Annotated in this window: 12 protein-coding genes; 8 read left to right on the top strand and 4 right to left on the bottom strand. The window is 66.0% G+C overall.

Translation table 11 applies throughout. From position 1 onward, the window contains the following. Window positions 1-430: 430 nt before the first annotated feature. Window positions 431-1,318, bottom strand: coding sequence for a LysR family transcriptional regulator (locus JMJ56_RS30835; protein ID WP_202835604.1), 888 nt, complete (start codon window positions 1,316-1,318; stop codon window positions 431-433). Between the two features lie 99 nt (window positions 1,319-1,417). Here JMJ56_RS30835 and JMJ56_RS30840 point away from each other — a divergent pair, with 99 nt between their 5' ends. Beyond that, entirely contained in the window at window positions 1,418-2,521 is a 1,104-nt protein-coding gene (locus tag JMJ56_RS30840) for an aldo/keto reductase (protein ID WP_202835606.1), read from the top strand. Window positions 2,522-2,881: 360 nt separating this feature from the next. Next, a complete protein-coding gene (locus tag JMJ56_RS30845; protein WP_202835608.1) occupies window positions 2,882-4,222 on the top strand; it encodes a serine hydrolase domain-containing protein in 1,341 nt (446 codons plus the stop codon). A gap of 280 nt (window positions 4,223-4,502) precedes the next feature. Here the strand turns inward: JMJ56_RS30845 and JMJ56_RS30850 are convergent, their stop codons facing one another. From JMJ56_RS30850 to JMJ56_RS30860, 3 genes are read right to left on the bottom strand one after another with little or no spacing between them, the layout of a single operon-like run. Next, entirely contained in the window at window positions 4,503-4,898 is a 396-nt protein-coding gene (locus JMJ56_RS30850) for a hypothetical protein (RefSeq protein ID WP_202835609.1), read from the bottom strand. Further along, the gene (locus JMJ56_RS30855) at window positions 4,895-6,250 is read right to left on the bottom strand and encodes a recombinase family protein (RefSeq protein WP_202835610.1); all 1,356 of its coding nucleotides are present in this window, start codon (window positions 6,248-6,250) and stop codon (window positions 4,895-4,897) included. The genes JMJ56_RS30850 and JMJ56_RS30855 overlap by 4 nt, the downstream gene beginning before the upstream one ends. Continuing rightward, the gene (locus tag JMJ56_RS30860; protein ID WP_202835612.1) at window positions 6,247-6,750 is read right to left on the bottom strand and encodes a DUF2924 domain-containing protein; all 504 of its coding nucleotides are present in this window, start codon (window positions 6,748-6,750) and stop codon (window positions 6,247-6,249) included. The genes JMJ56_RS30855 and JMJ56_RS30860 overlap by 4 nt, the downstream gene beginning before the upstream one ends. A gap of 415 nt (window positions 6,751-7,165) precedes the next feature. Between JMJ56_RS30860 and JMJ56_RS30865 the strand changes: the two genes are divergently transcribed. The 6 genes from JMJ56_RS30865 to JMJ56_RS30895 all read left to right on the top strand — a co-directional run bounded on the left by JMJ56_RS30865 (window position 7,166) and on the right by JMJ56_RS30895 (window position 14,205). After that, window positions 7,166-7,930: a hypothetical protein gene (locus tag JMJ56_RS30865; RefSeq protein WP_202835613.1), complete on the top strand. Its 765-nt coding sequence runs from the start codon at window positions 7,166-7,168 to the stop codon at window positions 7,928-7,930. A 158-nt stretch (window positions 7,931-8,088) separates the two neighbouring features. Then, window positions 8,089-8,355 (top strand): helix-turn-helix transcriptional regulator, encoded by a 267-nt coding sequence (locus JMJ56_RS30870; protein ID WP_202835615.1) that lies wholly within the window; start codon window positions 8,089-8,091, stop codon window positions 8,353-8,355. A 228-nt stretch (window positions 8,356-8,583) separates the two neighbouring features. After that, window positions 8,584-11,160: a DUF3987 domain-containing protein gene (locus JMJ56_RS30875; protein WP_202835617.1), complete on the top strand. Its 2,577-nt coding sequence runs from the start codon at window positions 8,584-8,586 to the stop codon at window positions 11,158-11,160. A 688-nt stretch (window positions 11,161-11,848) separates the two neighbouring features. Then, window positions 11,849-13,093, top strand: coding sequence for a site-specific DNA-methyltransferase (locus JMJ56_RS30885; RefSeq protein ID WP_202835620.1), 1,245 nt, complete (start codon window positions 11,849-11,851; stop codon window positions 13,091-13,093). Window position 13,094: 1 nt separating this feature from the next. Then, entirely contained in the window at window positions 13,095-13,607 is a 513-nt protein-coding gene (locus JMJ56_RS30890; RefSeq protein ID WP_202835622.1) for a phage terminase small subunit P27 family, read from the top strand. Beyond that, entirely contained in the window at window positions 13,585-14,205 is a 621-nt protein-coding gene (locus JMJ56_RS30895; protein ID WP_202835623.1) for a terminase large subunit domain-containing protein, read from the top strand. Before JMJ56_RS30890 ends, JMJ56_RS30895 begins: the two co-directional genes overlap by 23 nt. The last annotated feature ends 36 nt before the right edge of the window (window positions 14,206-14,241 follow it).

Raw genomic sequence — 14,241 nt, forward strand, 5'->3', positions numbered from 1 at the left:
GCGACGCCGAAGCCGCGACAACCTGACGGTCGGTCGCCGCCTCACTGGACGCTTACGCCGCATCACCGGACGCTTACTCTCTTGCCGGCGCGAGTGCAGGTGCGGCCGCTGGAGACCAGGCCTGAATCCGGCCCGCCGGCGCCGAAAAGCGAGTGGCATCCAGACCGCGATGTTGGTGGCCGGGCGCAGTCGGGCGGTCGGAACTAATTCCAATCGATCAACCCGAAGGCGACCTTCGTGCCGTTTCGCATTGGATCCGGTGTTGAAGGGCGCCCTAAGGTTGCCGACCGACAGCGAGTATTGGCGGCTATGCGCCTATCTCGACCGTTGGTTACATACGCCGCCCTCCTGCAAGCCGACATGGCGTACTCGGCTCTGGCGAAGCGAGGTGGCGGCCGCCCCAGAATTCAGCCTCCCAGGCCTTGGACAGTCAAGCCCGCATCACCTCCAGGAAGGCACGGAATGCTGCGCTTGGCTGGCGGCGGCTCGGATAATACAGGTGGTTGGCGGCCAGCACCGGCGCCCATCCCGGCAGCACCTCGACCAGCGATCCGTCGGCCAGATACGGAGCAGCCTGGAGGCGCAGCAGGCACACGACGCCTAGCCCGGACAATGCCGCGTCGCGCATCAGGTCGGCGTCGTTGGTGATGAATGTCTCGGGCACTGCACGTCCGAACATCTCGCCATCGCGCATGAACTCCCAGCGGTGGAGCGCGCCTGACGAGGTATGGCGGTAGCTGATGCATCGATGCGCGCCGAGGTCGTCGGGCGTTGCTGGCGTGCCATGCTCCTCAAGATAGGAGGGTGCCGCCGCGAAGACGAGCTCCATCGGCTCGCTGATCCGCACCGAGATCATGTCCCCCTGCAAACCGCCCGCGTGCCGCACGCCGCAGTCGAAGCGCTCGGCCACGATATCGACCAACCCGTCGTTGACGGCCAATTCCACCGCAACGTCCGGGTAGCGTCGCGACAGCGTCGCGAGGCGGGGCAGGACGACATGGACGGCCGCTGGCCGATGTGCGTTGACGCGGACCCGCCCCGCCGGGCGGTCGCGCGCCTGATCGAGCTCGGCCAGCATGTCCTCCACAGAGGACATCGCGGGACGTAGCCGCAGCAGGAGCTGCTCGCCCGCGCCCGTCGGTGAGAGGGAGCGGGTGGTGCGGTCCAGCAGGCGGATGCCCAGCCTGCCCTCCAGGGTCCGCATGGCATGGCTCAGCGCCGATGCCGACAGGCCAAGCCGGGTTGCCGCCCCCGCGAAGCTGCCTGCCTCCACGATCTCCGCAAACACGGCAAGGCCCGACCAGAGCTCGCGGTCCATTCCTGAAAATCCTTCAGCAACCCATACGTCCCAAGGGCACTAATCGCCCCCCGGGCTGCGGTCCATCTTCGGCAGGCTGCACGGAGAGAGGAGCACACGTTGAACCTTCAAACCTACCGCCCGCTTGGCCGCTCGGGGCTGCTGGTCAGCCCGCTGGCCCTGGGCACGATGACCTTCGGCACGACGCGGTGGGGTGCCGACGAGGCTGGCAGCCGCGCCATCTTCGAGCGATACGTCGAGCTGGGCGGCAACTTCATCGACACCGCCGACGTGTACTCCGGCGGCCGCTCGGAGGAGATGGTCGGCCACTTCGTCGCCGAAAGCGGCCTGCGCGACCGGATGGTGATCGCAACCAAGTCGGGCTTCGCCACGGGCCAGGGGTTTCACCAGGGCGGCAACGGCGCGCGGCACATCCATGCGGCGGTCGAGCGCTCGTTGCGGCGGCTGCGCACGGACTTCATCGACCTCTACTGGATCCACATCTGGGACGGCATCACCCCCGCGGAGGAGCTGCTCCAGACCATGGCGGCGCTGATCCAGGCGGGGAAGATCCGCTACTGGGGTATCTCGAACATGCCCGCCTGGTACGCCGCACAGCTCGCCACGCTGGCGCAGGTGCGTGGCCTGCCGTCGCCCGTCGGGCTGCAGTACTTCTACTCGCTGGTCGAGCGCGGCGTGGAGAGCGAGCACGTCCCCCTGGGCCAGGCCTTCGGCATGGGTTTGGTGCCGTGGAGCCCGCTGGCCTATGGCCTGCTGACCGGCAAGTACGACCGTGCCGCCGTCGAGGCCGCAGCGCCCCGCCAGGGCGGCGTGCCGAACCAGGCACAAGCGGACGGTCAACGGCGCCCGGACGGTGACAAGCGGCTGGATGGCGACAACCCGTTCGGCGATACGCTGTTCACCGACCGCAACTGGACCATTGTCGAGACGCTGAAGGGCGTTGCGAATGAGATGGGCGAGAGCCCGGCCCGCGTCGCGTTGGCCTGGGTGGTGGGACGGTTGGGCGTCGCCTCCACATTGATGGGGGTAAGCCGCGCCGCACAGGTGGCCGACAACGTGACTGCGCTCGGCCTGAGCTTGGCACCCGACCAGCTGGAAGCGCTCGACACGGCGAGCGGGGGCGACCAGAAGTTCCTCTACGGTCTCTTCCAGCAAGGGGTTCGCAACCAGGTCATATTCGGTGGCGCCGACGTGCGTGGGTGAGCAGCCTCAGCGCAGCGGACGGAGTTCGCTATCCAAGCCTGTCGCCCGGAAGCGGCCAGGCCGCTTTCGGCCAACACCGATCATGCCGCTCTGCACTCACAACGGTCACTTGGGCCCGCGCCTGGCTTCTCTAAAAAGCGGAGAATGCGCCGCCGAGCTCGACTGACCGTGCTGGGCGAAGCGGACGATTGTTCCGCAGCCGGGACCGGCGCACAGGCGATCACCGGTTTCGCCATACGGGGGCGCCGACTGGCCTCGTCCTTGGCCCGGGCCGCATCGTGTTCTAGCGTTCCTGTGGGATGGCCCGCAGGCGAATGTGGGCGCCTGCAGGTTACCTAAGGACCAACCGTGGAGGAAACGATGAACACGGTCCAAGCCTCACGGCGCACCGCGCTTGCGGCTGGCGTCTCTGGAATCTTTGCTGCCGCTGGTTCCGCATCGGCTCAAGCGCCCGCGACGACTACGTCGGGCGCTCAACCTCGCCCGATCACAGGAAGCGGCGACCTGGTGCAGGGCTTCTCGCGTGAGCGCCTGGCACGCATCCGATCCGCATTGGAGCGGGAAGCCGAGCGCGGTTCTTTCCCCGGTTGCGTTGTCGCGGTCGCCCGCAACGGGCAGGTCGTGCACATGGAGGCGGTCGGCCACCAGGACGCCGCCCGTACGCGTCCGATGCCGATGGACGCGATCTTCCTGCAGGCCTCGATGACAAAGCCCATCACCTCCGTCGCGGCGATGATGCTGGTCGAGGAAGGGCGGATGAAGCTCAACGACCCCATCACGAACTGGATGCCTGAACTCGCCAACCTGAAGGTGGAACAGCGCCGTGAGGGGCAGCCGACGGAAGACGTGGCACCCATCCGGCCCATCCTCGTGCATGATCTGCTTCGGCATACCGCCGGCTTCATCTATTCTAACAGCGCGCCGACGCCGCGGCTGAAGGAGCTCTACGAGGGACACAACATCGAGGCCTCGGCCGGCCCGATCACCAGCGACGAGATGCTGCGGCGCCTCGGCACCATCCCGCTCGCGCATCAGCCGGGGACGATGTTCCACTACTCCATATCGACCGACGTGCTCGGCCTGCTGGTGGAACGCGTGTCGGGCCAGCCGCTCGACCGCCATTTCAGAGAACGTCTGCTCGATCCGCTGGGCATGCGCGACACGGCCTGGTTTGTGGAGCCCGGGAAGCGGGGCCGCTTGGCGGAGGCTCCGACGACGGACCCGCAGACCGCGCCGATGTGGCGGGCCTACCGCATCCTGGAAAACGAGGCCGGGCTGTCCTACTTCCGCGGCGGCGCGGGCATGGTCTCCACGGCGGCTGACTACCTGCGCTTCTCCCAGATGCTCGCCAATGGCGGCGTGTTGGACGGGCAGCGCTACCTCGCGGCGCCGGTCGTGAACTTCATGATGTCCAACCACATCGTGGGCATGGGCGGAAACCCCTCCGCCTCCACCGGACCGGGGTATGGCTTTGGCCTTGGCTTCGGCGTGCGACTGGCGGATGGCATGGGCTTCTCCCCAGGCAGCCCTGGCGATGCGATGTGGGCGGGCGCGTGGGGAACCTCCTTCACAATCGACCGGGCCGAGGGGCTTGTCGGCATCCTGATGGCCCAGGGCCCGAGCAACCGAGTGCAGACCCGGATGCTGTTCAAGAACCTCGTCTACGGCGCGATGGCAGAGAGCCGACGCGTCCCAACCTGACCAGTGCGGCGCTCCGGCCCTGACGGGCTGGAGCGTTTGGGATTAGGCGCCGAGGGCTCGTGGTTTCAAAGTTGTGAACGTGGCGAGATAGCCGAGCACGCATTGGGTTTGTCATGAGGAGCGCTTCCGCGTTGTTTGACCCGCATGAGACCGCTTCGGGGCGAACCCTGCCGGTTGGTCCGTGAGTGGTGGAAGTCTGGTTTCACCGGATCATCGATCGAAAGCTGCCGGTCCGCTTCCGGCCAGGATCGGTCACGCAGTTCATCCTACGACAACTGCTCTATGCACTCCGGTAGCGAGTGATCACAGACCGCTGCTCCACCCAACTCAGCGGAAGCGGCCCCAGCAACTGTGGCAGCTCGAAGAGAGACGAGGCCTTGCCGTCGAGGATCGCCTCCACGATCTCCGGCGCCAGCAGCGTCAGGCGGACCAGCGTACCGAGGTACCCTCGCTCGATCCTTTCCGCCGCCGCCATCTCACTGATAGACGCGTACCTCTCCTCGTCCAACAGCCTCTGATACCGGAACGCCCGGGCCAACGCTTTAACCAGAGCCGGATCGGCACGCGTGGTCACAGCCGGCACGTCGTCTTGAGCCGGCGTCACAACCGTCTTCCGCCCCGGCCGCCGACGGATGGCCAACGGCACCCGGACCGTGATGCTGGCGGTGGCGCTCATGCCGCTACACGCTCCGCACCAGGCGCGAACGCGCCGAGATCCCGAACGAGGCCGGACAACCCTTCGACCCGCAGCCGAATGTCTGCGCCACTGGGCCCAACGACGACCCGCTCCACCAGCGCCCGCACGATCCGCGCCTGCTCGGCCGGGAACAGCTCACTCCAGAGCGGATTGAGCCGCTCCAGCGCATCCCGGACTTCCCCTTCAGTCACATCCGGCGCCTCGACCCTCGCCGCCTGCCAAGTTCCAACGACAATCTCAGGCTGCCGCAGCAGCGCCCGGACCTGATCCACCACCGCCGCCTCGATCTCCGCGGCCGACACCCGACGCACGATGCCGTCGTCCCCGGCGACGTCGCCCTTTAGGACCCGCTGCGCCACGTAGTAGCGGTACAGCCGGCCGTTCTTCCGGCTATGCGTCGGCGACATTGCCCGGCCATCGATGCCAAAGATCAGGCCCTTCAGCAGCGCCGGTGCATGCTGCCGGTTCTGGGCGGCTCGGGCCCGCGGGCTGACGTGTAGAATGGCGTGGACCCTGTCCCACAGTTCCTGCGGCACGATCGCCGCGTGCTCGCCAGGGTAGACCTGCCCCTTGTGGCTGACCTCGCCGATGTAGGTCCGCAGGTGCAGCAGCTTGTAGACGTCGCGCTTGTCGAGCGGCCGACCTGATCTGCTGGTCACACCCTCCGCCTGGAGCCGCTTGGCAGTCTCTGTGCCGGAACCCGTCTCGACGAAGAGCTCGAACACTCGCCGGACCCGCGCCGCGCCATCCTCACTCACCACCAGCTTGCGCGCCACCACGTCATAGCCGAGCGGCACCTTGCCCCCCATCCACATGCCGCGGGCCCGAGAGGCGGCGAACTTGTCCCGGATCCGCTCGCCGATCACCTCGCGCTCAAACTGGGCGAAGGAGAGCAGGATGTTGAGCGTTAGGCGCCCCATGCTGGTCGTGGTGTTGAAGCTTTGGGTGACGGAGACGAAGGTGACACCGTGCGCCTCCATGGTCTCGACCAGTTTGGCGAAGTCCATGAGGGAGCGGCTGAGCCGGTCGATCTTGTAGACGACGATGACGTCCACCCGGCCCTGCTCGATATCGGTCAGCAGCCGCCGCAGCGCCGGCCGCTCCAGCGTGCCGCCGGAGAAGCCGCCGTCGTCGTAGCGGTCGCGGACCAGCACCCAGCCCTCGGCGCGCTGGGAGGCCACGTACGCCTCGCAGGCATCGCGCTGGGCGTCGAGGGTGTTGAACTCGCGGTCGAGGCCCTCGTCGGTGCTCTTGCGGGTGTAGACGGCGCAGCGGAGCTTCTTCACCGAAGCCGGCATGATGCCGTCAGCCGGCAGCTTGCGGCGGCTCATACTCCGGGCCTCCCTTTCAGTCCGAAGAAGGTCCAGCCGTTCCAGCGGGTGCCGGTGATGTGCCGGGCGATGGCGGAGAGGGACCGATAGGGCCGACCCTCGTACTCAAAGTCGTCGCCGCGGACCGTGACCACGTGCTGGACGCCGTCGTACTCGCGGATCAGCTGTGTCCCGGGTAGCGGGCGGCTGTCGGCTCGGATGCGGCGGAGGACGACATTGCCGCCATCCAGCTGCTCGCCGAGCGCCTCCAGCCGCGCCCGGGTCTCGGGCTTGAGGCCGCCATAGGCTAGTTCCTGGATGCGGTAGGCGAGGCGACTCTGGATGTAGGTGCGGCTGAAGGGCGGTGGCTCCTTGCCGTAGAGCTCGCGCCATTGCTGCTTGAGGTGGGCGATAGGCGCAGCTTGCAGGGCTGCCAGGCGGCCGAGGACGTCCGCTGGTGGGATGGCGGCGATGATGAGAGCCGGCGCCTGGGCGGCGTTCTGGGCGGCTACACGGGGCATGCGGGTCTCCGGTTGGTCCGGTTCGCATGCATGCTCTGGTCGGCGCGGAAGTGTAGCGAACTCTCTCCCTGGTCACCCGGCTGTGCGGCGTCACGGACGATATCTTCGGCAGTGCGGCGCTGGAGCCGCAACAAGCCGACTCCGAGGATGCAGCAGACCTCGCGGAGGTGGGGCGGAAGCGGAGGAGCTTGGGGCGAAGGGGTCATCGTTCGCCCGTCAGGCTGGTACTGCCTGAGCAAAAGGTACAGCGAAAACAGCGTTTTAAAGAATTAGCGGCGGTACTTGAGAAAGCGTGCGAAGCTCGTCGTAGTAAAGGTTAGGACGCAGCAGATACCCTAATGAGTGTCCGTACAGCCAAGCGAGGTGGCTCTGATCCCCTTTCACCCCAAGCCACATAGTCCAAGGACACCATCTGATGAGCAGGGCGATGCTCTCTGAGAAATGCCGAAACTCCATATCACCGCTCACGCCGCCGCTGAGCGGGTGGACCCTATTGGAAACGGCGGATGCGCTGTTGGCTGCTTATGCCAAGCAGTACCGGGAGGGCGGTCCGGAGTTTGAGGCGCTCTGGAGAAACGAGTATAACCCAATCATAGATATCGAGCCGACAGCTGAATGGTGGTTGTCGAAACGACTGCTTCAGCTCATGGCTAGTAGGCCTGATCTCAAGGTCACAGGCCGTGATCCGTTGGGTGGCTTACAATCTCAAAGGGTCGCCGTGCCTTTTGAGGTGATAGCTGAGGCGGCTTCCGAACTGGATAAGCCGCGTATTCAAAGGAGGTCAGATGTCTTTTTTTGCTCTTCGCTTGATGAGGTGCGCGTGCGCTTCAGGGTGAGGGAAAAACGCAGCAGTCGAGTCGATATTCTGCGGAGCGTTCGGGTGGAGACAATCGAGCAGCCTTCGCTTGAGCGTAATGAGCGATTGGTGCCGAAAGCAGGCGACGTCGAGAAGGCTCAGATAGCGCCTCGAGAGTACAGCGACGACCTACTACGTGAGTGGCTCATACACCGTGTCAAGATATGGCCAAAAAGCGAGGCGCCGCCTAGTGCGTCTGCGTGCCGAAAGGCAGCCGAAGTGCATTTCGGTCGCAAGATCCCCAGGGATCCCTTTGTACTGATCCGTGAGCCGTTAGTTCCGGCATCTTGGCAGAAGCCGGGCCGGAGATCTCCGGAGAGATAGCTGAGCAGGGCGGCCATAACGCATTGATTTTCAAAAAGAATTTGATCCCCGGAATCTCCGGGCCGGAGATTAACGGAGTTTTGGAAATGCTCGCTAGACCGACATAAAGGGTACGTCGCCCGGCGCATCCCGCGCCGCTCCGCAGTAAGGGCGACACCATGAAGCAGCAGGTACGACAGCATCCACGCGACCCAAGCAGGGTCGCGTTTGACACAACGCGCCATCTCACACAGGTCGAGCTTGCTCGCCGCTGGCGCGCCAGTCACCGCACACTGGAGCGCTACCGCTACGAGAAGAAGGGGCCGCCATACCTCAAAATCGGTGGACGTGTGCTCTATCGCCTCGAAGACATTGAGGTATTCGAAGCCGAGCAGCTTCACGGGCCAGCTGCTTTCGATCCATGGCCGGGTTATGGTGACTGCTGATGGACGCCGCTTCGGCCGCCGCGATGAGCGACTCGCGACGCAACCCGTCTTTCCGGCGCCGCTGGCAAGAACCAGCGGATTGCCCGGCATCCTCAGAGGCGCCAACTCCAACGCCTGAGGTGGCGCTGGAAATCACTGGCCGCGCCCTGCTCGAACAGTGGCGCCGTGAACGGCGGCGGCGTGAGGGGGGCGCAAATGACTGACTCTGCGCGTCTCGAAGCTGACCGAATGCAGATCGGTCGAATGATCCGATCGCTATTCAAATATGCAGATCCAGGCGGCTTTGTGTCGCTTCGTGGCTTCTACGAGGACAAGCAGCGGGTTTTTGAAATCGTCGCTCGGGAAGTGAGCGATGATCTCGAGGGGCTGATCGACGAAGCGACGGCCATGGCGACACGGGCGGCTCGCGCAGAGCAGCCGGTCGTGTTCGCCCCACCAATTGCTGTATTCAACAGCAGTCGCTCTGCCGGCGAGAACGACCTTCTCCTGGGTCTGGTCCTCAGTGTCGAGTGTGACGAGAGCCCTGCTGCCGCACGAGCTCAGCTCGAGTACCTGCTAGGACCCGCTACCATCGTCGTCGCCAGCGGCGGTGAGTGGATTAACCCTGCAACCGGGGAAGCTGAACCCAAGCTGCACCTACACTGGCGGCTTGATGAGCCAACCAGCGACCCTGCGGAGCATAAGAAGCTGAAGCGTGCCCGCGGGCTGGCGACAGCTCTTGTGGGTGGTGATCCAACCAGCGTGCCGGCCTCACATCCCATGCGGTGGCCAGGCACATGGCACCGCAAGGGCGCTCCTCGCTTGTCGCAGATCATCCTTGAGACGAGCGCCGACCTCAACCTCAACGAAGCCATCGAGCGGCTGGAGGAGGCGGTCGCGGCGAGGAGTAACCGGCCGAGAGCTGCCCACCGAGCAGGAGGCTTCAATTTAGATACCGGCGAAAGCTCTGGGGAGGCGCGGACGACAGCCGAGCTGATCACCGCCATTCTGACCTCGGCGGAGTACCACCGCCCTATAGCCGTGCTTGCCATGCGATCATTGGCGCATGGGGTGCCTGATGCCGATGCTGAAGAGTGGCTGCGCGGAATGATGCTGGCTGTTCCGCAAGAGATCCGCGACGGCACGGATGGCGCCGCGAAGCCTGGCCGCTGGCAAGCTCGGTTTGATGACATCCCTCGTGCGGTTCGGACAGCGCGCGACAAGCTGGGCGAGCGGCCAGCCGCAGGCGCTCAGGCGCCTGTGGGTAACAACGAGGCCTGGCCGGAGCCTATCGACTTTCTCAGCAGTAGTGAAATGACCGGCACGCCGGAGTTAAAGGCTGAGCACGTTCCCCTTGCCATCTGGCCCTTCGTGAAAGACACCGCGGAGCGCATGGGCGTCGACCCTGCCAGCGTCGCATTAGCCGCGCTGGTGTCGCTCGCCAGCGTCACCCATGACGATTTCGTCCTGCAGCCCAAGCGGTTCGATACCACCTGGACAGAGAGCCCCCGCATCTGGGGCGCGATCGTCGGCGATCCATCCGTACTCAAGACCCCGATCATTCGTGCAGCTACCAAGCCGATCGACGCATTGGAGCATGAGGCTCGCTTGCGACATGCCGAGGAGGTTCGCGAACACAAGGCAAAGACGAAGGCTTGGAAGGATAATGGTGGCGACCCGGCCACTGAACCAGAAGTGCCGCAGCAGGAGCGGTACATCGTAGAAGGGACGACGACTGAGGCCTTGTCGGAGGTGCTCCGTGACGACCCTCAAGCTAAGCAATCTGCGCCGGCAAGCAAGGTGCTCGTCAGGCAGGATGAGATGTCCGAGTTTCTTGCTAATCTTGACCGCTACAAGAGCGGCGGTACAGGCGGTGGTGACCGCGGTGCCTATCTCCGACTCTACAACGGTGGGCGCTATACGATCGATCGGATCCAGCGAGGCACCTTTTCCATCCCAAACTGGTCCGCTACCTTCCTGGGTGGTATCCAGCCGGAGCCGATCCAGCGTATTGCCCAGAACGCTGCTGATGACGGTCTCCTCCAGCGGTTCATCTACGTCGTCCCGGGTCCGCCAAATGAAGGGGCGGACCGCGCGCCAGACCGGCAAGCCTCTGCTCGCTATGAGGCGCTGTTCCCGGTGCTCGCGGAAATGCGACCAGATGAGACTCGCTTCGGGGCTCTTGCCGGTCCGGTCACGTTGCATCGTGACGCCCACGCTCACCGCGAAGCCATCGATCACCTGGTGCGTGAGATGTCCGGCCTGCCGGATACCTCGAGCCGGCTGCGAGCGGCTTTCGGAAAGTGGCGTGGGCTCTTCGCACGCTTGACCCTACTGTTCCATTTGGTCGACGTCGCAGACTGCCAAGCCCGAGGTGTCGAGGGGCCTGTGCTGCGGGTGGTGGCGGAAGCTACTGCAGCACGGGCCGCCGCCTACATCCGCGATATCGTACTGCCTCATGCGCTGCGGGCGGATGCGCTGATGTTCTTGACGGCGCAAACCGGGCACGCTCGGTGGGTAGCAGGGTTCATCCTCGTCAAGCGGCTTGAGCGAGTGACCGCACGCGACGTGATGCGGTCCTATCGTGCACTGGAGGCCCCTGAGCAGCGGCGGGAGTTGCTTGAGGTGATGGAAAGCCTGGTGACCATGGGTTGGCTGAGCCCGGTGGCGACTACGAATGCGTCCAAACCTCCGGCGGCATGGGACGTCAACCCCCGCGTCCATTCCACCTTTGCGGCGAGGGCACAGCAGGAGCGGGAGCGCCGCGCGCAGGCGCAGCAGGAAACCGCCGAAGCTATCCGCCGGCGGCGGTCGCAGGCGGCATGATGTCGACATTGTCGCCTCGCGCGCGCGGAGCAATCGGAAGAGCGAATAAGAGAAAGGAGGAGGAAATTGCTTCCAGTGCTTCACACACGCGAGGCGACAATGTCGACAAAATCTCTGTCTCAGCCGCTGCCCGCGAACGGTGATCGAAGGATTTCGTAGTAGAGCGAAAAGGAAGGTTATTGTTCCTCACAGCCGTCGCCCGCATAGTCGCCGTGCGCTGCATTGTTTGCGGCGCTTCGGCCGAAGGACGCCGTCATGCCGCTCCGCTCACCGCTGCACCGCTCAGAAGCTTGGAGGCCATCGGCTTCCGGCTTTCGACGCGAGAGCAACGCCAGCAGCGCGGCACGTGGGTACGGCGGAGACTGGCGGCGTCTGCGTCTGCAGGTGCTGGCTGACGAGCCGCTGTGCCGCATGTGCCAGACAGCCGGCCGCGTCACCGCTGCTACCGAGGTGCACCACATGCGCGGGTTCCACGGCATCCACGACCCGCTGCGCCTCGACCGGCGCTGGCTGGCGCCGATTTGCGTACCCTGTCACCGACGTGAGTCGCAGCGCGATGGGGTCGATGCCCGACGATGAGGGCGCTGAGCGCGATGGGGGAGGGGGGTGTCAAAGTCGACGGACTTTGGCCGCCGGACCGAGCCCCCGCTGAATTTCTTCGCTTGCGAAATTACTGAACGGGGCCGTTATGAGCCACATCGCCCAGACCTGGCCCGCTGACGCCGTCGAGCGCCGCTCCGTCGCCAGCCTCATCCCGTATGCTCGGAATGCCCGCACCCACAGCGACGTGCAGGTAGCGCAGATCGCCGCCAGCATCCAAGAGTGGGGCTGGACAACGCCCGTGCTAGTCGACGAGGTGGGCGGCATCATCGCCGGCCATGGCCGCGTCCTGGCAGCTCGGGCGCTCCGCCTGACCGAGGTACCAGTCATGGTCGCTCGGGGCTGGAGCGACGCTCAGAAACGCGCCTACGTGCTGGCGGACAACAAGCTGGCCTTGAACGCTGGCTGGGACGAGGAGCAGCTGCGGGTCGAGCTGGCTGACCTCCGCGGCATGGGCGCCGACCTAGGCCTGATCGGCTTCAGCGACGGCGAGCTCACCGCGCTGTTGGTCGAGAACACCGCTGGCCTCACTGACCCAGATGCCGTGCCAGAGGCGCCGGCCGAGCCGGTGACCCGCCCTGGCGACGTATGGCTGCTCGGGCGCCATCGTCTGGCCTGCGGCGACAGCACCACCCCGGAGGCTGTTGAGGCAGCCCTGGGCGGCGTCCGGCCGCATCTGATGGTCACTGACCCGCCCTATGGCGTCGAGTACGACCCCGCCTGGCGCAACCGCGCCGGCCTCAGCACCACCCGCCGCACCGGCGCTGTGGCCAATGACGACCGAGCCGATTGGCGCGAGGCCTGGGCGCTGTTCCCCGGCGAGGTCGCCTATGTCTGGCACGGCGCCCTCCATGCTGCGGCCGTGGCCGAGAGCCTCACCGCCTGCGGCTTCGAGATCCGCGCCCAGATCGTCTGGGCCAAGGACAGGCTGGTACTTGGCCGTGGGCACTACCATTGGCAGCACGAGCCCTGCTGGTATGCCGTCCGCAAGGCCGCTAACGGCCACTGGGCTGGCGACCGGAAGCAGTCGACGCTCTGGCAGATTGCCAGCCGTGGCCAGGACGCCGAGACGGTGCACGGCACCCAGAAGCCGGTCGAGTGCATGCGCCGGCCGATCGAGAACAACTCCAGCCCCGGCCAGGCGGTCTATGAGCCCTTCTGCGGCTCGGGCACCACCCTGATCGCGGCCGAGATGACGGGGCGGGCCTGTCACGCGATCGAGCTGTCACCGGCCTATGTCGACGTCGCCGTGACCCGCTGGCAGGCATTCACCGGGCAGCAGGCCGTGCGAGAGGGCAACGACCTGCCGTTCCCCACCGCTGAGGCGGCCTGAGATGCGCGGCCGCAAGCCTGTCCCGACCGAGCTGCACAAGCTCCGCGGCACGCTGAACGCCACCCGCCACGGCAAGGGGAGGGCGGGCGAGCCTGAGGCCACCGGCGACCTCCTCCCAGAGCCGCCGGCTTGGATGACCGAGGCACAGCAGGCCGGCTGGCGCTACGCCCTCGAGCACGCGCCGCGTGGCCTCCTGAAGCAGATCGACCGCGGGCTGTTGGCCATCTGGGTCGAGGCTGAGGCGCGCTACCGCACCGCGGCCACCATGCAGGCGCAGCTGGACCAGAACACCAGCTTGCCGCTGCTGACCAAGACGCGTGACGGCACGCCGGTGCAGTCGCCCTACATCGGCATCATGAACCGCGCTGCGGCGCTGATGATCAAGGCCGCCTCGGAGCTGGGCTTCTCACCAGCGGCTCGGCCCAGATTAGCCGCCGGTGCTCAGGAGCCCGCTGAAGAGCAGTCACCCTGGAGCCAGCTGAAGGTGATCCATGGCGGCAAGAGCGCTGGCTAACAGGGCCTCAGCAGCCCCGCAGGGCGTCGCTGAGGCCGTCGCCTATGCCGAGGCGGTGGTGAGTGGCGTCATCCCAGCCGGGCGGCTGGCGGTGCTCGCCTGTGCGCGCTTCCTGCGCGACAAGGCCGCCGCTGAGGCAGGGGAGGGGGCTTGGGCGTTCCAGCCCGAGCTGGTCGAGGCAGCCCTGCTGTTTGCCGGGCAGATGCCCAACATCAAGGGCCCCGAGGCCGGCCAGCCGCTGCGGCTCATGCCGTGGCAGAAGCTGGTGTTTGCCAACCTCTTCGGCTTCGTCGAGCGCGGCACGACCACACGCCGGTTCCGCCAGGCGGTGGTCTTCGTCCCCCGCGGCAACGGCAAGACCACGCTCGCCGCTCCGATCGCGCTCTACCTGACCTTTGTCGAGGGCGAGGGCGGCGCCGAAGGCTATGCCGCGGCGGTGACGCGCGATCAGGCCCGGATCCTGTTCGATGCCGCGCAGCAGATGGTCCGCAAGACCGGCGCCTTCCGGCAGGCGTTCGGGGTCGGTGTGGGCGCCAACGCCCTGTACCAGGAGAAGACTGGCCTTGCCCCGCCTTTACGGACAGTGTTGCACGGCTGAAGCAGCCGCCTGGAACGCCGCCACCTTCTGCTCTGG

This window comes from Belnapia arida (assembly GCF_016773205.1).
Taxonomy (GTDB): Bacteria; Pseudomonadota; Alphaproteobacteria; order Acetobacterales; family Acetobacteraceae; genus Belnapia; species Belnapia arida.

Excerpts from the sequence above, each read along its gene's own strand:
- JMJ56_RS30845 (WP_202835608.1), top strand. The coding sequence starts at position 2,882 with ATGAACACGGTCCAAGCCTCACGGCGCACCGCGCTTGCGGCTGGCGTC.
- JMJ56_RS30890 (WP_202835622.1), top strand. The coding sequence starts at position 13,095 with ATGCGCGGCCGCAAGCCTGTCCCGACCGAGCTGCACAAGCTCCGCGGC.
- JMJ56_RS30875 (WP_202835617.1), top strand. The coding sequence starts at position 8,584 with ATGCAGATCGGTCGAATGATCCGATCGCTATTCAAATATGCAGATCCA.
- JMJ56_RS30860 (WP_202835612.1), bottom strand. The coding sequence starts at position 6,750 with ATGCCCCGTGTAGCCGCCCAGAACGCCGCCCAGGCGCCGGCTCTCATC.
- JMJ56_RS30885 (WP_202835620.1), top strand. The coding sequence starts at position 11,849 with ATGAGCCACATCGCCCAGACCTGGCCCGCTGACGCCGTCGAGCGCCGC.
- JMJ56_RS30865 (WP_202835613.1), top strand. The coding sequence starts at position 7,166 with ATGAGCAGGGCGATGCTCTCTGAGAAATGCCGAAACTCCATATCACCG.
- JMJ56_RS30850 (WP_202835609.1), bottom strand. The coding sequence starts at position 4,898 with ATGAGCGCCACCGCCAGCATCACGGTCCGGGTGCCGTTGGCCATCCGT.
- JMJ56_RS30895 (WP_202835623.1), top strand. The coding sequence starts at position 13,585 with ATGGCGGCAAGAGCGCTGGCTAACAGGGCCTCAGCAGCCCCGCAGGGC.
- JMJ56_RS30870 (WP_202835615.1), top strand. The coding sequence starts at position 8,089 with ATGAAGCAGCAGGTACGACAGCATCCACGCGACCCAAGCAGGGTCGCG.
- JMJ56_RS30835 (WP_202835604.1), bottom strand. The coding sequence starts at position 1,318 with ATGGACCGCGAGCTCTGGTCGGGCCTTGCCGTGTTTGCGGAGATCGTG.
- JMJ56_RS30855 (WP_202835610.1), bottom strand. The coding sequence starts at position 6,250 with ATGAGCCGCCGCAAGCTGCCGGCTGACGGCATCATGCCGGCTTCGGTG.